The sequence below is a fragment of the Donghicola mangrovi genome (assembly GCF_013377535.1).
Taxonomy (GTDB): Bacteria; Pseudomonadota; Alphaproteobacteria; order Rhodobacterales; family Rhodobacteraceae; genus Donghicola; species Donghicola mangrovi.
Map to the genome: position 1 here is coordinate 488,716 of NZ_JABCJE010000002.1, position 18,443 is coordinate 507,158.

At 60.9% G+C, this 18,443-nt stretch carries 17 protein-coding genes; 6 read left to right on the forward strand and 11 right to left on the reverse strand.

Features of this window, described 5'->3' with window-relative positions; all coding sequences use genetic code 11:
* Nucleotides 1–3 precede the first annotated feature (3 nt).
* Nucleotides 4–1,278 carry a hypothetical protein gene (locus HJ536_RS06835; RefSeq protein ID WP_194245109.1) on the reverse strand — a complete coding sequence of 425 codons (1,275 nt, stop codon included), beginning with the start codon at nucleotides 1,276–1,278 and terminating at the stop codon, nucleotides 4–6.
* A gap of 193 nt (nucleotides 1,279–1,471) precedes the next feature.
* Between HJ536_RS06835 and HJ536_RS06840 the strand changes: the two genes are divergently transcribed.
* The 6 genes from HJ536_RS06840 (at nucleotide 1,472) to HJ536_RS06865 (ending at nucleotide 5,643) form a co-directional block, all read left to right on the forward strand.
* Nucleotides 1,472–1,822 carry an antibiotic biosynthesis monooxygenase family protein gene (locus HJ536_RS06840; protein ID WP_177157144.1) on the forward strand — a complete coding sequence of 117 codons (351 nt, stop codon included), beginning with the start codon at nucleotides 1,472–1,474 and terminating at the stop codon, nucleotides 1,820–1,822.
* A gap of 89 nt (nucleotides 1,823–1,911) precedes the next feature.
* Nucleotides 1,912–3,165, forward strand: coding sequence for a chromate efflux transporter (gene chrA / locus HJ536_RS06845; RefSeq protein WP_177157145.1), 1,254 nt, complete (start codon nucleotides 1,912–1,914; stop codon nucleotides 3,163–3,165).
* Between the two features lie 65 nt (nucleotides 3,166–3,230).
* Nucleotides 3,231–3,689, forward strand: a complete 459-nt coding sequence (locus HJ536_RS06850) for an SspB family protein (protein ID WP_176855143.1) — start codon at nucleotides 3,231–3,233, stop codon at nucleotides 3,687–3,689.
* Nucleotides 3,690–3,827: 138 nt separating this feature from the next.
* On the forward strand, nucleotides 3,828–5,219 hold the full coding sequence (gene fumC / locus HJ536_RS06855; protein WP_176855144.1) for a class II fumarate hydratase: 1,392 nt from the start codon (nucleotides 3,828–3,830) through the stop codon (nucleotides 5,217–5,219).
* On the forward strand, nucleotides 5,219–5,398 hold the full coding sequence (locus tag HJ536_RS06860) for a DUF4169 family protein (RefSeq protein WP_177157146.1): 180 nt from the start codon (nucleotides 5,219–5,221) through the stop codon (nucleotides 5,396–5,398). Before fumC ends, HJ536_RS06860 begins: the two co-directional genes overlap by 1 nt.
* Nucleotides 5,395–5,643 carry a ribbon-helix-helix domain-containing protein gene (locus HJ536_RS06865; RefSeq protein WP_176855146.1) on the forward strand — a complete coding sequence of 83 codons (249 nt, stop codon included), beginning with the start codon at nucleotides 5,395–5,397 and terminating at the stop codon, nucleotides 5,641–5,643. The genes HJ536_RS06860 and HJ536_RS06865 overlap by 4 nt, the downstream gene beginning before the upstream one ends.
* Before the next feature lie 52 nt (nucleotides 5,644–5,695).
* Here HJ536_RS06865 and HJ536_RS06870 read toward each other — a convergent pair whose 3' ends face one another.
* The 10 genes from HJ536_RS06870 to purC all read right to left on the reverse strand — a co-directional run bounded on the left by HJ536_RS06870 (nucleotide 5,696) and on the right by purC (nucleotide 18,428).
* Nucleotides 5,696–6,598, reverse strand: coding sequence for a fructose bisphosphate aldolase (locus tag HJ536_RS06870; RefSeq protein ID WP_176855147.1), 903 nt, complete (start codon nucleotides 6,596–6,598; stop codon nucleotides 5,696–5,698).
* 123 nt (nucleotides 6,599–6,721) lie between these two features.
* A complete protein-coding gene (locus tag HJ536_RS06875; RefSeq protein ID WP_177157147.1) occupies nucleotides 6,722–8,071 on the reverse strand; it encodes a cytochrome P450 in 1,350 nt (449 codons plus the stop codon).
* A complete protein-coding gene (locus HJ536_RS06880) occupies nucleotides 8,068–9,246 on the reverse strand; it encodes a hypothetical protein (protein ID WP_338082412.1) in 1,179 nt (392 codons plus the stop codon). Before HJ536_RS06880 ends, HJ536_RS06875 begins: the two co-directional genes overlap by 4 nt.
* A gap of 100 nt (nucleotides 9,247–9,346) precedes the next feature.
* Complete coding sequence (locus tag HJ536_RS06885) at nucleotides 9,347–10,099, reverse strand: cytochrome c biogenesis CcdA family protein (RefSeq protein WP_176855150.1); 753 nt, start codon at nucleotides 10,097–10,099, stop codon at nucleotides 9,347–9,349.
* A 127-nt stretch (nucleotides 10,100–10,226) separates the two neighbouring features.
* The gene (locus HJ536_RS06890) at nucleotides 10,227–13,142 is read right to left on the reverse strand and encodes an Rne/Rng family ribonuclease (RefSeq protein ID WP_177157149.1); all 2,916 of its coding nucleotides are present in this window, start codon (nucleotides 13,140–13,142) and stop codon (nucleotides 10,227–10,229) included.
* A 387-nt stretch (nucleotides 13,143–13,529) separates the two neighbouring features.
* A complete protein-coding gene (locus HJ536_RS06895; RefSeq protein ID WP_177157150.1) occupies nucleotides 13,530–14,864 on the reverse strand; it encodes a sigma-54-dependent transcriptional regulator in 1,335 nt (444 codons plus the stop codon).
* 3 nt (nucleotides 14,865–14,867) lie between these two features.
* Entirely contained in the window at nucleotides 14,868–16,631 is a 1,764-nt protein-coding gene (locus tag HJ536_RS06900) for a sensor histidine kinase (protein ID WP_177157151.1), read from the reverse strand.
* A gap of 36 nt (nucleotides 16,632–16,667) precedes the next feature.
* Nucleotides 16,668–17,336 carry a phosphoribosylformylglycinamidine synthase subunit PurQ gene (purQ, locus tag HJ536_RS06905; protein ID WP_177157152.1) on the reverse strand — a complete coding sequence of 223 codons (669 nt, stop codon included), beginning with the start codon at nucleotides 17,334–17,336 and terminating at the stop codon, nucleotides 16,668–16,670.
* On the reverse strand, nucleotides 17,336–17,566 hold the full coding sequence (gene purS, locus HJ536_RS06910) for a phosphoribosylformylglycinamidine synthase subunit PurS (protein ID WP_176855155.1): 231 nt from the start codon (nucleotides 17,564–17,566) through the stop codon (nucleotides 17,336–17,338). Before purS ends, purQ begins: the two co-directional genes overlap by 1 nt.
* Nucleotides 17,567–17,666: 100 nt before the next feature.
* The gene (gene purC, locus HJ536_RS06915; RefSeq protein ID WP_176855156.1) at nucleotides 17,667–18,428 is read right to left on the reverse strand and encodes a phosphoribosylaminoimidazolesuccinocarboxamide synthase; all 762 of its coding nucleotides are present in this window, start codon (nucleotides 18,426–18,428) and stop codon (nucleotides 17,667–17,669) included.
* Between the last annotated feature and the right edge of the window lie 15 nt (nucleotides 18,429–18,443).

Sequence of the window (18,443 nt, forward strand, 5' to 3'; positions counted from 1 at the left end):
GGGCTACTCCGCCGCCCTGAGCGTCGGTTTCGGCTCTGGTTCCACTGGCGTCGGGTCAGCGGGAATGTCCAGCGCCCGCGCCGCCGCCAAGGCTGCCCGCAATTCGGACACGGTCATGGTTTCCTCGACCGAATGCGCGCCAAGGCCTCCGCGAATGGCCGATTGGGTCACCATCAGGATGAACACCAGAACCGCCGGCAACAGGTCAATCGCGATCGCCCCCGCCCAAGAGGGCACAAAGTTCCCCGCATAGCGGATCACCGCATCGGCGGCAGACAGCGGGGTATATTCGATCTCTTCGGCCTCTGGTAGGGCCAGCACTTCGTTCGAGGCCAGGGTCAGCGTCTCGGCCCGATCCGCCAGCAGGCCCATGACCGACGCGATGGTCGCTTGTTGGGCCGTGCGCCCCTCGGCCGAGGTCGCGTCAAGATCGGGTAGCACCACGGAATCCCGCAGATCAACGGCGGCACGGTTCACCAAAGGGGCCACGTTTAGCTGCCGCAATTCCGCGATGATACCGGACAGGCGCACGGCCTCTTCGGCGAAGCGGACCGAGCGGCCTTCGATGGCGCCGGGTTCAACAGACAGGGCGCGCATCCGGCTGAGGATCGCGTTCCCCTGATCGAAAGCCTGACTGACAGCGCGGTCTTGGGCGGCGATTTGCTCTTCTAACCCCTGAAGTTCATCGGATTTCTGGGTCAGCAGACGGAACACCGCCCCGCGCCCCGCGATACCGGACAGATCGCCGCCAGCCTCTTGTTGCGACAGGCCATCGAACGTCTCGCGCACGCGGGCCACGTCGCGGGCCAAGGACTGACCTGCGATGGCATTGGCGTGGGTCCGTTCCAGCGCGGATTGGTAGTTCTGGACCGTGTGGGCCAAGTGCTGCTCGACCGCTGCGGCCCCCGCCAAGGCCGCCGCGTTCAGCCACGAGGACATCGCGATAATGGCCACGCATCCCAGCCCCATAGACAGGAAAAGACCCAGTTTCGAGGCCGCCGACCTTACTGCAGGAAGCAGCCGCAACATATAGGACCAGAACACAAAAATCCCGACGGATACCGCGATGGAATAGGACAGCGCGGCAAAGGTCGTCCACGCACCGGTATCATCCAGCAGGGAGCGTACCCCAAGATAGGTATAGATGCCGGACGCTGCCGACAGCACCCCCAGCGCCGCGCCGGTAAAGCTGTCGAGCCATTGCAGATGTCGGGAAAGTTCACGCGCGTAGCGGGCACCTTCGTGATCGGGCGTGCGCCCGTCAGGGGAATGGGTCAATCGTCCCTCCAGAATGTCAGTGAATTCGGTCGAATATAATCGGGTTTCTATGATGTGCAGTCTAACCTGTGATCACAGTCGGTCACAGTCTTGCGAACGGGGGCTGGCAAGCAACTAACCAAGACTGACAATTTGCTTTGATTTTTCGTAAGCTTCGATCAATCTACCCCACGGGATGTGGGAGGAGAGCGTAATGATCGCCGTTATTTTCGAGGTAACCCCCAAAAAAGGTATGCAAGGCCCCTACTTGGACATGGCCGCGCAAATGAAGGAACATCTGGAAGGGTTCGACGGCTTTGTCAGCGTCGAGCGGTTCCAGAGCCTGACGACGCCGGGCAAACTCTTGTCGCTGTCCATCTGGCGGGACGAGGAATCCGTCCAGCGCTGGCGCAAGCTGACCGCTCATCGCGGGGCGCAGGAAATGGGGCGTCAGAGGTTCTTTGCGGACTACCGTCTTCGGGTGGCCAGTGTGATGCGCGACTACGGCATGGATGCCCGTCAAGAGGCCCCCGCCGACAGCCGCGCCCATCACGGCGCCATGTGAAGTTCACAGTGCAGAGTTATGTTTTTGCTTGGGTTTTGCGTTTGATCTGATCGGACGCACAGCCAAACCCGGGCAAACAGGATAGGCAAATGACCCCTGATATTTCCACGCTCGTCCGCGTCTTCGGGCGCATCGGCGTGCTCTCTTTTGGCGGACCGGCGGCGCAGATCGCCCTGATGCACAAAGAGCTGGTCGAGGATCGCGACTGGCTGACCGAGCAGCAATTCCTGCGCGCCCTTTCCTTTTGCATGCTGCTGCCCGGCCCCGAAGCGATGCAGCTGGCCACCTATGCGGGCTGGCGGATGCGCGGGACCCTTGGCGGATTGATTGCTGGGCTCTTGTTCGTGGTGCCCGGTGCGCTGGTGATTTTGGGGCTGGCCTTGGGTTACGCCTATTTCGGAGAGCTGCCTTGGGTGCAGTCGGCCTTTGTCGGGATCAAGGCGGCGGTGACGATTATCGTCCTGCAAGCCCTGTATAAAGTGGCGAAAAAGGCGCTGAAGCGGCCCATGGACTGGATGATTGCGGCGCTTGGTTTTGTCGGCCTGTTCGCGTTGGGGCTGCCTTTTCCGCTGGTGATCGCGATTGCGGCAGTGATCGGCGCGGTGAATAGCGCCGATGAACCCCATGCGCCGGTCGAGGCCCCGATGAAGCCCCGAACTTTGGCAACGGTGGCGATCTGGGGCCTGCTGTGGCTGGCCCCCGTGGCAGCCTGCGCGATGATGGCCCCTGCGTTCTATACTGAAATTGCGCTATTTTTCTCGAAACTTGCGGTGGTGACGTTTGGCGGGGCCTATGCGGTGCTGGCTTACATGGCCCAAGAGGTCGTGCAGACCTACGGCTGGATCACCCCCGACCAGATGATCGACGCGCTGGGGCTGGCCGAGACCACACCTGGCCCGCTGATTCTGGTGACAGAGTTCGTGGCCCTGCTGGCGGGCTTTGCCAAAGGCGGCGTGTGGATGGCGATTGCGGCGGGCGGCCTGTGCCTGTGGGTCACGTTCGTGCCGTGCTTTCTGTGGATCTTTGCGGGGGCGCCGTACCTTGACCTGCTGGCGGCACAGCCGCGCCTCAGGGGAGCTTTGTCGGCCATTACAGCGGCCGTTGTCGGGGTCATCCTGAACCTGTCGATCTGGTTTGCGGCCCATGTTTTCTTTGACTCTGTTGGCACCGCAGCATTCGGGCCGTTTACCGTGTTGGCCCCCCTTTGGATGTCAGTCAATTTGATCCCTGTGGCGCTGGCGGTGATGGCTGCGGTGATGCTTATTCTGCTCAAAATCGGTATGGGCCGGACGTTACTGATAATGGCAATTTTCGGTCTTGCATCAGGGGTCTATGCATTCTGATTGCATTCCCCTCTTTAGTTTGTTTTCCGTTGGTCTATGCTGAGTGAAAATCGGAGGCACATGAAATGGGCGATATCGACTATGGCAACTTGATGCACGCTGCGATGCGGGGCCTGATCCGTCAGGTTCTGGAGGGCGTGGCCCAAGAGGGTTTGCCCGGCGAGCACCATTTCTTCATCACTTTCTCGACCCGCGCCCACGGCGTAGAGCTGGCCGACTGGCTGGTTCAGCGGTACCCGTCCGAAATGACTGTGGTGCTGCAGCACTGGTTCGACGCGCTGGATGTGGACGAAGACGGCTTTGGCGTCACTCTGAACTTTGGCGACAGCCCCGAGCGTCTGTATATCCCCTATGATGCGATCCGCACCTTTGTGGACCCGTCGGTGGAATTCGGTCTGCGCTTTGAAAGCATCGGCGAAGACGAGGACGACGAAGAAGACGAACTGGACGTCGAGCTGGCCGAAGTGGAAGAAACGCCTCATGTGGAGGCAGAAATCGTCAGCTTGGACAAGTTCCGCAAGTAAGCTGTTACGACCCCGCAAATTTTGTGATCACAAGCGTGATTTTCTACCTGCGTTTGCGCTATCTGAGGCGCAGACGCGATTGCGGGACCGGGTTTCAGGCGCTAAACCGCTGGCAATCAAGTCCATAGGAGGTGCCAGATGGCCGATACCCGTACCGAGACCGACAGCTTTGGTCCGCTAGAGGTTCCCGCAGACAAGTATTGGGGCGCTCAGACCCAGCGTTCGATCATGAACTTCCCCATCGGTTGGGAAAAGCAGCCCGTGCCCGTCATCCGCGCTTTGGGTGTGGTCAAGAAGGCCGCCGCGATCGTGAACGAAGGCTTTGGCGATCTGGCTCCTGAACTGTCGAAGGCCATCCAAGCCGCAGCAACCGAAGTCATCGAAGGCAAGTTCGACGACAACTTCCCGCTGGTCGTTTGGCAGACCGGTTCCGGCACCCAGTCGAACATGAACGCGAACGAGGTTATCTCGAACCGCGCGATCGAAATGCTGGGTGGTGAACTGGCCAGCAAAAAGCCCGTGCACCCGAACGATCACTGCAACATGGGCCAGTCGTCGAACGACACCTTCCCGACCGCGATGCACGTCGCCATCGGGATGCACACCCGTGACGTCCTGCTGCCCGGCCTGCGCAAGCTGCACGCCGCTCTGGCCGCCAAGTCGGAAGAGTTCAAGGACATCATCAAGATCGGCCGCACCCACACTCAGGACGCGACCCCGCTGACCCTTGGTCAGGAATTCGGTGGTTACGCCCATCAGGTGGCTCAGGGCATCAAGCGCGTCGAAGCGTGCCTGCCCGACATCTATGAACTGGCGCAGGGCGGCACCGCCGTTGGCACCGGTCTGAACACCCGCAAAGGCTTTGCCGAAAAGGTTGCCGCCGAAATCGCAGCGATCACCGGCCTGCCCTTCGTCACCGCCCCCAACAAGTTCGAAGCACTGGCCGCGCACGACGCGATGGTCATGTTCTCGGGCGCGCTGAAGACCGTGGCCGGTTCGCTGTTCAAAATCGCGAACGACATGCGTCTTCTGGGTTCGGGCCCCCGTTCGGGTCTTGGCGAACTGATCCTGCCGGAAAACGAGCCCGGCTCGTCGATCATGCCCGGCAAAGTGAACCCCACTCAGGCCGAAGCACTGACCATGGTGTGCGCTCACGTCATGGGCAACGACGCAGCGGTTGGTTTCGCGGGCTCGCAGGGTCACTTTGAACTGAACGTGTACAACCCGATGATGTCGTACAACGTTCTGCAGTCGATCCAGCTCTTGGGTGATGCCGCGTCTGCGTTCACCGACAACATGGTTGTTGGCACTCAGGCGAACGTCGCGCGTATCGACAAGCTGATGAAAGAGTCGCTGATGCTGGTTACCGCACTGGCGCCGACCATCGGCTACGACAACGCCACCAAGGTTGCGAAGACCGCGCACAAGAACGGCACCACTCTGAAAGAAGAGGCGATCGCTCTTGGTTTCGTGGACGAAGAAACCTTTGACCGCGTTGTGCGCCCCGAAGACATGATCGGCCCGAAATAATGGCCGCACCGGTTTATCTGAACCGGTTTCGCAAAGACAAAGCACGGGCCGAGAAAAAGGCCCGTGCTGACGAAAACGCTGCAAAATTCGGCCGTACCAAGGCCGAGAAACAGCGCGATGCCCTGACCGCCGACAAGGCCGTCCGGCATCTGGACCAGCACAAACGCGAAGACGAATGAGCGGCGGACCTATCAAACGCTCGCTCACCCTGCGGGGACACCGAACGTCGGTCTCTTTGGAAGATCCGTTCTGGCAGGCCTTTCGCCACATCGCAGATGCGCAGGACAAACCTCTGAACCAACTGGCCGCCGAAATCGACACCCGCCGCGACCCCGAGGTCGAAGGGCTGGCCTCCGCCATCCGTGTCTATGTGTTGCGCTGGTACCAAGAACGCGAAAATCCCCACGAGGGGGATTTGGACTGACCGTTTTGGATCAGTGGGTGGGCAGGATCATCAGACCCTGCCCTTAGTTTTCTTACAGCGACGCGCCGTAGATCTTGTCCACGTTCGCACCCAGTGCGGCGTTGAACTCGTCATCCGACTGCTGTGCGCTCAGGCCTTCGGCCAAGGCGCGGCTGAACGATGCGATCATCTTGGCGTTCTTCGACAGTTTCTCGCAGGCATCATCGGTGGTGTAGCCACCCGACAGAGCCACAACGCGCAGAACGCGGGGGTGATCCGCCAGGCTGTCATAGAGGCCAGCTTCGGTGGGGATGGTCAGCTTCAGAACGACGTTCTGGGTCTCGTCCAGCAGGTCCAGCTGCTTTTCGATCTCGGCCTTCAGAATGGTTTCTGCTTCGGCTTTGGTGGGGCTATCGATCAGAACTTCGGGCTCGACGATCGGAACCAGACCGGCTGCGATCACTTCTTTGCCCAGTTCGAACTGCTGCGCGACAACCGCTGCGATGCCGGTTGCGTTGGCTTCGTGGATGACCGAACGCTCTTTGGTGCCGAAGATGCCGAATTCACGGGCGGTTGCCAGCAGTTCGGTCAGGCCATCGATGGGCTTCAGGATCTGAGCGCCGTCTTTGACGTCTTCCATGCCCTTGTCGATTTTCAGGAAGGGAACAACGCCGCGCTCTTCCCACAGGTAGGTGGGAACGGGCATGCCATTGACTTCACCGCGCATGGTGCGCTCGAACAGGATCGCGCCGATGACTTTTTCCGAGGTAAACGCGGGCGAAGTCATGATGCGGCAGCGCATGTCGTGGATCAGACCGAACATCTCTTCTTCGGTCGAGTAAGCGTCTTCTTCAACGCCGTACTGCTTCAGGGCCTTGGGGGTCGAACCGCCGCTCTGGTCCAGAGCTGCGATGAAACCTGCGCCTGCTGCAATGCGGTCGGCTTGGCTCTGTTCGACGACAGTGTCCTTGGCCATGATGATGAATCCCTTCGATGCGTTAAAATCTCGTGCGATTTTTAACCTATCTCGCGGGATCAGGATAGTCTTTTAACTGATGTTTAGCGCAAACAATGTTATCTTTAACGCTAACATTTAACGCTAACGGCGTGTGATTTTCAGATGGATGCCGTTGGCGGACCGTAAAGTCAGGTGCGCCACGGGAATTGGGACCTCAGAATCAATCGCTTCGAAGCGGAAATGGCGCAGTAGCATGGACAGGATCAGCACCCCTTCGACCATTGCAAAGCCCGCGCCGGTACACACCCGCGGCCCCGCCGAGAACGGCATATAGGCGCAGCGCGCACTGGTGCGGCCCTCTTCGGTCTTTGACCTTTCGGGGTCAAAGGCGTCGGGGTTGTCCCACAGCCGCTCGTGCCGATGCAGGTGGAATGGGCTAAGGACGATCTGCGATCCCTTGGGCGCAGTGCGGTCCCGCAGGCATTCGGGCTGCACGGTTTCGCGCACCATCATGGGCACTGGGGGGTACAGGCGCAGAGCCTCACGGAACACATCGCGGCTGATCTTTAGCTTCGAAACCTCTGAAAAGTCGCCACTTTCCAGCGCCATTGCCTCTGAGGCCACGCGGTCCTGCCATTCCGGATAGAGCGCCATTAGATAAAGCGTCCACGCCAAAGCCGAGGCGCTGGTTTCGTGCCCCGCCAGAAAGAAGATCGCGACCTGATCGACCATCTCTTCGGTGGTAAAGGTCTCGCCGGTTTCGGGATCGGCGGTGGTCATGATCTTGGTCGCCAGATCGCCGGGCGCGTTGCCCTGGTGGATCGCCGCCATCCGGTCTGAGGTCAGCCGCGTGATCAGGGACCGGATCAGGCGCGCGCTGTCCTTGGTCTCTCGGCTAAAGAACCGCGGCATCCATTTCGGCATGGGGATAAAGGCGGCCAGATTGACGATCGGCTGACTGCGTTGATAGGCGCGGAATTCGTGGAAAACCTGCGATGCGATCTCGTGCTCGATGGGAATTGTGAAAAGCGTGCGAAATATAACATCTGCCGCGACGTGGCTGGTCTCTGGCTCCACATCTATGGTCTGGCCGACATGGCGTTCCATCCGCTGAACAGCGGCCTGTGCGGCGGCCCACATCGCGGGATAGGTGTCGCGCAGCCGCCCCCCTTCGAAGGCGGGGTCGATGATCCGGCGCTGGCGCTGCCATTCCGCGCCGTTGGTCACGAACACGGACCGGCCGAGCAAGGGCCGGAGCCCCTCGTTCACCCTGCCCGATTTCGGGAAATCCATCGGGCGCTCTTTCAACACCAGATCCAGCAGTTCCGGCTGGTTCACAAGATAAGAGCGAAAGAACGGCGTGCGAAACTCGGCCATCCACGCGCGGTACAGGCGTTGGGGCTGCGCCGACAGGATATCCTTGCGGAACAGCTGCATATAGCGCCACAGGGACACCTTGTCCGCACGGGCCGCCGGTTTCGGGGGGATCACGGGGTCATACTCCGGTATTTCGACAGCGCCTCACGCTTGGTCGAGGGCGACGGGGCCCGTCCGTCAAACCGCGCGCCAAGGGTCATCGGGCCGGCAGTCACGCGGAAATAGTCGTAATCCTCGGCATTGGGCAGCGCGAAGATATACTGGAAGTGCAGCCGGAACCACGACCGTCGCAGGCGTTTCCACTGCTCGGGCCCCAAAGTGCGGGAAAAGGCGGCAGAGATCACGATGGGCCAGCGCTGCCCTTCGGGCGCCACGCCGCTGACCCCTACTGGATCACACATAGCAAAGGCACAGCCGTCCCCCAGCGCGGTCACGTCAATCCACGCCAGTTGCTCGGTCAGGCTCAGGTCATGCAGGTCGCGGCGCAGGCGGCTGGCATCAGGCAGGAAAGACACCATCGGCACCACATGGCCAAGGCTCAGGAAGCCCACCGCCGCCTGACTGTCCGCCAGACGCCCATCGCGCAGCAGATCGGCCAGCACCGACACCCCCAGATAGGCGCCCGAGGAATGGCCAACCACCAGAACTTCGTCCACGGTCGGATCGGCAAAAGCCTCGGCGATACGGTCGGCGAATTCGGACAGGCGTTCCTCTAGCTCGGGCTGGTAGGCCCCGCGCAAACCGGCAGAAAAGGCGTAATCGTGCATCAGGTAGTAGGCCAGAATTCGGTTATCGAGCCGCCTGCCCGCCCGAAGCAGCCCATAGCCCGCCATCGACCCGAGAACCGCTCCGATCATCCCGAGCGGCCCCGGCAGCACAAACTCCACCACCGTCCAGATCGCGAAGACCAGTAGCACCGCCAGCACCAGTTGCAGCAGCAGAAACCCCACGGGGTATAGCGCCGCAATCACCGGCCCGCGCCGCAGCTGCATCAGCCGCCACAGAGTTCCGGTCGAGATATAGATCCACGCCGTTTTCAGCAGCTGCACATAGGTCGCGCCGATCCCCTGATCCATTGAGGAATTCACGATGTCCGACCAGACCAGCACATCCACACGGGCGGAAACGTCATGCCCTTCGATGCGGGCCTCGACCTCCCACGCGCTGCTACCGACGCCGCGCAGATCAATCCGGTAGCCAGAGTAGCGGGCCTGATCCGCGCCCTCTTTTCTGTAAAATTCACGATAGCGACGGGGCGGATAGGGATCAAACCCCGGAATGTAAAACACCCGGCGCCGCCCTACAGGTCTGTCAAACCGCTCGTCCATCCCAACCCCTTGCAATAAGGGGATTAAACACGCTCAGACCTGAAAAGGATAGACGTAATCTTTAACCCAGATTGGCGAGAGAGGGGAAATTTTCCAGCAACCAATAGGAGAATTGCGAAAATCCACCTGTCAGCATCAACAAACCTATCGTCCATAGCAAGAGGCCCATGATCCGCTCGATCTGCTCCATGTGGCGCTTCATCCAGGTCATCACGCCGCTCATCTGCGGCAGGAACGCCGCGACCAGCAGGAACGGCACCCCAAGACCCAGCGCATAGACGGCCAGCAACATGGTGCCTTTGGCCACGCTGGCCTCGGACGCGGCAAGCGACAGGATCGCCCCCAGCTGCGGGCCGATGCACGGCGTCCAGCCAAAAGCAAAGGCCAGCCCCAGCACATAGGCCCCAAAGGCCGAGCCGCCCTGATCGCCCACATCAATGCGGGCCTCGCGGCTCAGGAACCCGATGCGGATGACACCCACGAAATGCGCGCCGAATACCATGACAAGAATGCCCGCCACGGTGTTGAAATAGCTTTGATAGGCCAGCAGCACCCTGCCCGCGGCCGACGCCGCGAACCCCAACAGCAGAAACACCGTCGACAGCCCCAGCACAAAGAACAACGCCGCCAGCAAGGTCCGCGCCCGTGCACTGCCGCTGCCCTTCATCTCGTTCAGGCTGACCCCGCTCATGTAGGCCAGATACGGGGGAACGATCGGCAGCACACAGGGGCTGAGGAAGCTGATGATCCCCGCCGTCAGTGCCACAAGCATGGCGGGCAGCAGGCCCGCGTCAAAGAGGTCGATTCCGAACATGTCTGGTTTTTACCCTATCTGACTGGCGCCCGTCACCTCGGGGCGTTTCACATATTTGTTGGTCAGGTCAACGCGGCAAAACGGGCCCGCAAACAATCAGGGCGCCCGCTGGGGACGCCCTGTTGAATTATACGCTCCACCAGCCGGTGCGCTTGGGCTTGGGCGGCTCGTTCGAGATTTCCTCGACGATCGCCTCGGGCTCGGGTTGCGGCGCGGGCTCGGGTTCCGCAGGAACCTCTACCGGTGCAGGCTCGGCCACGGCGGGCTCTTCGACCGCGGGAACCTCCTCGGGGGCCGGTTCCTCAGCGGGTGCTTCGGGCTCGGCGGGAACCTCGACAACCTCGGGCTCTGCCGGAGTGTCCTCGGGCATCGGTGCCTCGGTGGGCTGTTCCTCGATGACTTCGGCGGGGGTCTCGACAGGCGCTTCTACCGGTGCTTCCGCAGGGGTCTCGACCTCTGCCGGAGCATCTTCGACCACGACGGGCGCGTCGGTCGCGGCATCATCCGATGCCTCTTCACCCTCTGCGTCATCCTCGTCGGACTGCTCACCGTTCTCCATCGACTTGTCGTCAGAGTCTTTGCCCTTGCCACCACGACGACGACGACGACGGCGCTTCTTGGGCTTACCACCTTCTTCACCTTCGGGCTTCTGCTCGGGCGCTTTCGCCTCAACGACCACTTCTTCGGCTTCTTCGATCTCGACTTCTTCGGCTGCGGCATCCGCATCCAGAGCGTCCATGATCGAAGTATCCAGAACTTCGGCCTCGGGGATATAGCCGCCGATCACACGAACCGCGGTCTTGAACTTCTCGATCGAGAAGTCGGGGCTGATCAGGTGCGCGTCCGCTTCGATGCGAACGGCCATGCCATAGCGTGCCTCAATCTGGGCCACATGCTCGCGCTTGTGGTTGATCAGGTAGTTCACGATCTGCATGGGCGCCTTGACCAAGGCTTCCTTGCTGCGGCCACGAACGCCCTCTTCCTCGAGCTGGCGCAGAATGGCGAGCGACACGTTGTCGTCCGAACGCAGCAGACCGGTGCCATGGCAGTGCGGACACGGCTGGGTGGTCGCCTCGATCATGCCGGGACGCAGACGCTGACGGCTCATCTCCAAGAGGCCAAAGCCCGAGATGCGGCCAACCTGGATGCGCGCGCGGTCGGTTTTCAGCTTGTCTTTCAGACGCTTCTCGACCGCAGTGTTGTTCTTGCGCTCGTCCATGTCGATGAAGTCGATCACGATCAGACCGGCCAAGTCGCGCAGACGCAGCTGGCGCGCCACCTCTTCGGCGGCTTCAAGGTTGGTCTTCAGCGCGGTCTCTTCGATCGAGCCTTCTTTGGTCGCCTTGCCAGAGTTCACGTCGATCGCCACCAGCGCCTCGGTCACACCGATCACGATGTAGCCGCCGGATTTCAGCTGGACGGTCGGGTTGAACATGCTGCTCAGGTAGCTTTCCACCTGATACCGCGCGAACAAGGGCATACGATCGGTGTAATGCTTCACGTTCTTGGCGTGGGACGGCATGATCATTTTCATGAAGTCTTTGGCGTTGCGGTAGCCGCGTTCGCCTTCGACCAGAACTTCGTCGATCTCGCGGTTATAAAGGTCGCGGATCGAGCGTTTGATCAGATCGCCCTCTTCGTAGATCTTGCAAGGGGCCACGGACTGCAGCGTGTTCTCGCGGATCTGTTCCCACATGCGCTGCAGGTATTCGTAGTCGCGCTTGATCTCGGCCTTGGTGCGCTGTGCGCCAGCGGTCCGGATGATCAGACCTGCGCCCTGCGGCACATCAAGTTCGCCCGCTATCTCTTTGAGTTTCTTGCGATCTGCGGCGTTAGTGATCTTGCGGCTGATGCCACCACCACGGGCAGTATTCGGCATCAATACGCAGTAACGGCCCGCAAGGCTGAGGTAAGTGGTCAGGGCCGCGCCCTTGTTGCCACGCTCTTCCTTAACGACCTGTACCAGCAGGATCTGGCGTACCTTGATCACTTCCTGGATTTTGTAGCGGCGCGCGCGGGGTTTGCGCACGGGGCGGATATCCTCGGCGTCATCCTCTTCGGAGACGGACTCGATTTCCGCTTTGGGGTCCACGTCATCCGCGTCGTCGCTGTCATCCTCATCGTCCGAGGCAGCTTCGGCAGCGGGCGCTTCATCGTCTTCGGTGGCGGCAACGGGATCGGCGTCCTGATCCTCGTCTTCGTCATCAAGATCAATGGTCTCCATGCCCGAGATTTCACGGGTGGCCACTGCATCGTCGCTATCGTCATTGCGCGCAGCCTGAGCGGGACGCGGACGGTCATCACCATCTTCGTCGGTCTGCTCGGCGTCCGCCTCAGGTGCGGTTTCCTCGGGCGCAGCTTCGACTACGGGCTCTTCGATTGCTTCGGGAGCAACCTCGTCAGCCACAGCTTCCTCGGCCACAGGCGCGGCGTCTTCTTCGGCCTCAGCCACAGGAGCCTCTTCCGCAACCGGAGCGGCTTCTTCGCTGACCTCTGCCGTAGTTTCCTCTGCAACGTCAGCCACTTCTACAGGGGCCTCGGCTGCTACTTCGGTCACACCCTCTTCTGCCGCCTCAACGACGGGTTCTTCGGCAACAGGCGCGTCAGCCGCTGCTTCGAACACCTCGGGTTGGGCTTCAGCCTCGGGGGCTGCCTCTACCTTGGGCTTGTCGGCGGGCTTTTTCTTGCGCGAACGCGAACGGGACCGCTTGGGGCGCTCGTTCTCTTCTTCGTCATCGCTTTCCTGAGCGGCGGCATAGGCGCGCTCTTCGGCCAGCAGAGCCTCGCGGTCTGCTACCGGGATCTGGTAGTAATCGGGGTGAATTTCCGAGAACGCCAGAAAGCCGTGGCGGTTTCCGCCGTAATCAACAAATGCTGCCTGAAGGGATGGTTCGACCCGTGTAACCTTGGCTAGATAGATGTTGCCAGCAAGCTGGCGTTTGTTTTCGGACTCAAAGTCAAATTCCTCAACCTTGTTTCCGTCCACCACCACAACGCGGGTCTCTTCCGCGTGGGTGGCGTCGATGAGCATTTTCTTTCCCATGGTATCTCTTTGCACAGGTCATCGGGGTCCGGAACAAGCCGGACGCGCGCGGTGCTGCTGTGTTTTGTCAGGGCGAGGGGAAACGCGCAAAGAGCAGGCGCGGAATGCGCCCTACACTTCACTAAACTTACGTTTGCGCGTTTCATCGCGGTTCTTCTCCGACGCCATGCGGCGCCATGTTTATGGCCCGTCGCGCTTGCGTGCCGGGCTGATTTCTTCGAGCCTGTTCGGCCCTAAGCGGTCCTTTCGGGACGGCGGCTCGTAATGGCGCGCCTCTGTCCAGATCGGGAAAACTGTGTCGCGAGACTGTTGATAAGTCCCGTTCTATCACCATAAAGGGCATTTTCTCGAAAAGACAATGCGGAAAATGCCCCTTGGGCGCGTCACTTACAGATAATCGGCGCGCTGAAGGCCGTATTTGGCCATCTTTTCGTTAAGGGTCCGGCGCGGAAGGCACAGCTCTTCCATCACGCTGGCGATAGAGCCTTTGTGACGGCGCATGGTGTTGTCGATCAGCATCCGTTCAAATGCCTCGACGTATTCCTTCAGGGGTTTGCCTTCGGTGGTGACGACGGGGCGCAGGTCATCGTTATCCGCCATCAGAAGGCTGGCGATGGTGCCCGACCCGCGGCGCGACTGCAGAACGGCCCGTTCGGCCACGTTTATCAGTTGGCGCACGTTACCGGGCCACGGGGCTTGCAGCAGCTGCGCGGCCTCTTGGGCGCTGGGTTCGGGGGCATCGCAGCCGTATTCGTCGGCGAACTGCTCGGCGTGACGGTTGAACAGGGTCAGGATATCTTCGCCGCGATTGCGCAGCGGCGGCAAGGTGATGCGCAGCGCAGCAAGGCGATAGAACAGGTCGTTGCGCAGGGCGTCCTCGACGGTTTTGCCCTGCTCTTGCATGTTGCAAATGCCGATGATGCGGGTCTCGCCGGGGGTGCCCTGTTCGTTAATGAACGACAGCAGGCGCGCTTGGACCGTGTCACTCAGGGTTTCGATGTCTTCGAGAACCAAAGTGCCACCGCGTGCCTCTTCGACGGCGGGCAGCTGGATATCCTCGGGCTGCATGGGGCCGAACAGGCGTTTGGTCAGGCTATCCTCATCGTAGGCCGAGCACGAGACCAGCACGAACTTGCGGCCCGCGCGGCTGCCCACGGCGTGCAGCGCGTGCGCGGTCAGGGTTTTGCCGGTGCCGGTTTCGCCGTCGATCATCACGTGACCGTCCGCCTGCCCCAGATCCAGAATGTCCTCTTTCAGACGCGTCATGTCGGGACCAGTGCCGATGATTTTGCTCATCAGCCCTGCCCCGTCCGACAACTCGCGGCGCAGGGCGCGGTTGTCCAGAACCATACGGCGCTGGTTCAGGGCCTTGCGCGCGATCTCGGTCATCTTGTCGGGGTTGAACGGTTTTTCGAGGAAGTCAAACGCCCCAAGACGCATCGCCTCGACCGCGATCGGAACGTCACCATGGCCGGTGATCATAATAACCGGCAAGCTGCTGTCGCTGCCCATCAGCTTCTTCAGCAGGCCCATGCCGCCCATACCGGGCATCTTGATGTCGCTGATGACGATGCCGGGATAGTCGGTGCCGATCTTGACCAAGGCATCCTCGGCCGAAGGGAACGTCTCGGTGTCAAAGCCAGAGAGCGCAAGCCACTGGCTGATCGACTGACGCATATCCTGTTCATCATCGACAATGGCAATCTTCATCACTTGCGACATCACTTACTCCGCGGCTTCAATATCTTCGAGGAAGATAGGCAATTGCATTTCAAATACAGCCCCGCCGCCTTCGGCATTGCGCGCAGTCAGGCGCCCGCCAAGGTCGGACACAATCCCCGAAGAGATCGCGAGGCCAAGCCCGACACCTTCGCCGGGCTGTTTGGTGGTGTAAAAAGGCTCGAACAGGTTATCGAGGTCCTCGATCCCGTGGCCGTTGTCCCGCACGGTCAGCGTGGCGGTTTCGCCCGCACTCAGCAGAACATCGACGCGGGGGTCACTGCGCCCGCCAACGGCATCCAGCGCGTTGCGCAGCAGGTTGATCATCACCTGCTCGATCCGCACACGATCGCCCATGACGACAACGGAATTCTCGGGGACGACCTTTTCCAGCCGTACCCGCCCCTGACGCAGTTGCGGTTCCATCATTGACAGGGCCGAGGACAAAGCCTCTTTTATATCAACGGGTTGGAACTGGTCGGAACCTTTGCGGGCATAGGATTTCAACTGCTTGGTGATTGCGCCCATCCGCTCGATCAGATCGTCGATCCGCTGGATTGAGGCCAGAGCCTCTTCGGCGCGGTTCCGGCTCAGCAGCAAACGCGCGCCCGCCAGATAGGTTTTCATCGCAGCGAGCGGCTGGTTCAATTCATGGCTCACGGCCGCCGACATTTCGCCCAAGGCGGCCAGTTTCGACGATTGCGCCAGCGATTGCTCGGTCACGGCCAGCGTTTCCTGCACCCGTTCCCGTTCGGCAATCTCGCGCTGCAGGCGCATGTTCAGGGCGCGCAACTCGGCGCTTTCCCGTTGGAACAGCGCCACTCGGGTCGCGTTCTTGCGGCTTAGGAAGTAGAACCCCAGCGCCAGAAATATCGCAAACCCCATGATTTCCAGCGCCAGAACGCCGTTCACTTTCTCGCGAACGCTGGAGTAGTTGGTGTAGGTCACGATGTTCCAGCCGCGGAACGGGATACGGCCGGACAGGCGCATCACGGCCTCGCCCCGCAGATACACGTCGTCCACATCCCCGGTCCATTCAGCGGTAGCCTGAAGCGCGCGCTCGATCGCGGTGGCGGCGGGTTGGCGTTTCAGAGCATCCGCCTCGCTCAAGCCGCGCCATTTGGGTTCGGTGGCCAGAATAATCTGGCCTTCGCTGTCGGTGACGATCACCGCGTCGGTGATGCCGGCCCAAGCGCTCTCGAATTTACCAAGATCGGCCTCGACGACGATCACACCGATGGGCACGCCGCCCTCTTCGACGCGGCGAGAATAGGCAAAGACATAGGCGCCCGTAGGACGCATCGTCTTGGTAAACACGGTCCCGTTAGAGCGCAGAGCCTCGACAAAGTAGTTGGCGTTGCGGTGGGTGCTGCCCAGACGTTCCCGCGCGGTTGCGGCCACACTGCGACCATCACGGTCCAGCAGCATGATCGACGCGGCCCCGATTTCGTCCACGAACGAAATCAGACGTTGGGAACTGCGCGAGAAATCCGAGGAATTGAGCGCCCCGATCAAAGACGGGTCACGGGCCAGAAGCTGGGGTACAATCGCGTTGCGGCGAAGCTCGCTCAGGAGCTGGCCGGAATAGAGCGCCAGACGCACTTCGGCACGATTGCGGGTGGTTTCGATGAACCGGGCGGTCAGCCAGGTTTTGGTGCCCCAAACAATCCCGACAGCCAGCAAAAGCAAAAGCGCCACCGCAATGCGCGTGATCCACACGCGCTTGCGATGACGCAAAGAACGAGGTTTTTTCCGGGCCGCCTGAGTCATGGAAAGACACTAAGGCAAGGGCCGGAAACCCTCAAGTCAAGCGGCGACCAGCCCCTCGACCAACGCGCGGAAAAGCGCCTGTCCGTCAGCACTTCCGTGGAGGGGTTCCATGGCGCGCTCGGGGTGCGGCATCATGCCAAGAACGCGGCGGTTCTCGGAGAAGACACCCGCGATATCACCAGCCGCCCCGTTGGGGTTGTCGGTGTAGGTGAACGCGATCTGACCCTCGCCCTGCAGACGGGCCAGAAGCTCGTCATCGGCGCGGAAGTTGCCATCATGGTGCGCGACCGGAACGACGATCTCCTGACCCTTGGCGTAGCCACGGGTAAAGGCGGTTTCGTTGTTCTCGACCTTCAGGGTGACGGGCTTGCACACGAACTTGAGGTTCTTGTTGCGGATCAGGGCGCCGGGAACCAGACGGGTTTCGGTCAGGACCTGAAAGCCGTTGCAGACACCCAGAACGTAGCCACCGCGGTTCGCGTGGTCGATCACAGCGCGGCACACGGGCGAGTTCGCCGCAATCGCGCCACAACGCAGGTAGTCACCGAACGAGAAACCGCCGGGGATGCCGATGATATCGACATTCTCGGGCAGCTCCGCATCCTTGTGCCAGACGCGGGTCACTTCCGCGCCGACGCTCTCGAACGCTACCGCGAGGTCGCGGTCGCAGTTCGAACCGGGAAAGGTGATGACTGCTGCGCGCATCAGACCAGCTCGATCTCGTACTTTTCGATCACGGTGTTCGCCAGCAGCTGTTCGCACATCTGGGTCACGGTCTCTTCGGTGGTGCCTTCGGGCAGATCCAGATCGATCACTTTGCCCTGACGCACGTTGCCTACACCGTCAAAGCCCAATGCACCAAGCGCGTGGCGTACAGCCTCGCCCTGCGGGTCCAGAACCCCTTCTTTCAGCATCACATGAACGCGCGCCTTCATGGCAATCTCCTCGGCATCATCGTTAAGGGGCGCCTGCCCCTTTTTTCTTTGCAGTAAAACTAAGAATGACGCCGGACCCTTGCCCGGCGTCCCCTTGCAGTCAGTTGATCGGGGTCGGTCCGGTGCCGTTGCCAGCTTGCTCGGGCATGATACCCAGACGACGCGCCACTTCGGCGTAAGCGTCGGTCAGGCTGCCCAGATCGCGGCGGAACACGTCCTTGTCCAGCTTCTGGCCGGTCTTCAGGTCCCACAGGCGGCAGCTGTCGGGGCTGATTTCGTCAGCCACAACCAGACGCTGGAAGTCACCTTCGTAGACGCGGCCGATCTCGATCTTGAAGTCCACCAGACGGATACCGACGGCCATCATCACACCCGACATGAAGTCGTTTACGCGCAGCGCGAGGCTGACGATATCGTCCATGTCCTGCTGGCTGGCCCAACCAAAGGCCGCGATGTGCTCTTCGGTGACCAGCGGATCACCCAGAGCGTCGTCCTTGTAGCAGTACTCGACAATCGGGCGCGGCAGCGGGGTGCCTTCTTCGATGCCAAGACGCTTGGACAGCGAACCGGCGGCGTAGTTGCGAACGATGATCTCCAGCGGAATGATCTCGCAGGCACGCACCAACTGTTCGCGCATGTTCAGGCGACGAATAAAGTGGGTGGGGATGCCGATGTTGTTCAGGCCGGTCATAAAGAACTCGGAAAGGCGGTTGTTCAAAACGCCTTTGCCATCGATCACATCTTTTTTCAGGGCGTTGAAGGCGGTCGCATCGTCCTTGAAATACTGGACCAGAGTGCCCGGCTCGGGGCCCTCGTACAGGATTTTTGCCTTGCCTTCGTAGATTTTCGTGCGACGTGCCATGAGCTGTGTCGGTCT

Bases quoted from the DNA above. Each gene is read 5' to 3' on its own strand.
- HJ536_RS06840 (WP_177157144.1), top strand. From the start codon at position 1,472: ATGATCGCCGTTATTTTCGAGGTAACCCCCAAAAAAGGTATGCAAGGC.
- chrA (WP_177157145.1), top strand. From the start codon at position 1,912: ATGACCCCTGATATTTCCACGCTCGTCCGCGTCTTCGGGCGCATCGGC.
- HJ536_RS06850 (WP_176855143.1), top strand. From the start codon at position 3,231: ATGGGCGATATCGACTATGGCAACTTGATGCACGCTGCGATGCGGGGC.
- fumC (WP_176855144.1), top strand. From the start codon at position 3,828: ATGGCCGATACCCGTACCGAGACCGACAGCTTTGGTCCGCTAGAGGTT.
- HJ536_RS06860 (WP_177157146.1), top strand. From the start codon at position 5,219: ATGGCCGCACCGGTTTATCTGAACCGGTTTCGCAAAGACAAAGCACGG.
- HJ536_RS06865 (WP_176855146.1), top strand. From the start codon at position 5,395: ATGAGCGGCGGACCTATCAAACGCTCGCTCACCCTGCGGGGACACCGA.
- HJ536_RS06870 (WP_176855147.1), bottom strand. From the start codon at position 6,598: ATGGCCAAGGACACTGTCGTCGAACAGAGCCAAGCCGACCGCATTGCA.
- HJ536_RS06885 (WP_176855150.1), bottom strand. From the start codon at position 10,099: ATGTTCGGAATCGACCTCTTTGACGCGGGCCTGCTGCCCGCCATGCTT.
- HJ536_RS06890 (WP_177157149.1), bottom strand. From the start codon at position 13,142: ATGGGAAAGAAAATGCTCATCGACGCCACCCACGCGGAAGAGACCCGC.
- HJ536_RS06895 (WP_177157150.1), bottom strand. From the start codon at position 14,864: ATGTCGCAAGTGATGAAGATTGCCATTGTCGATGATGAACAGGATATG.
- HJ536_RS06900 (WP_177157151.1), bottom strand. From the start codon at position 16,631: ATGACTCAGGCGGCCCGGAAAAAACCTCGTTCTTTGCGTCATCGCAAG.
- purQ (WP_177157152.1), bottom strand. From the start codon at position 17,336: ATGCGCGCAGCAGTCATCACCTTTCCCGGTTCGAACTGCGACCGCGAC.
- purS (WP_176855155.1), bottom strand. From the start codon at position 17,566: ATGAAGGCGCGCGTTCATGTGATGCTGAAAGAAGGGGTTCTGGACCCG.
- purC (WP_176855156.1), bottom strand. From the start codon at position 18,428: ATGGCACGTCGCACGAAAATCTACGAAGGCAAGGCAAAAATCCTGTAC.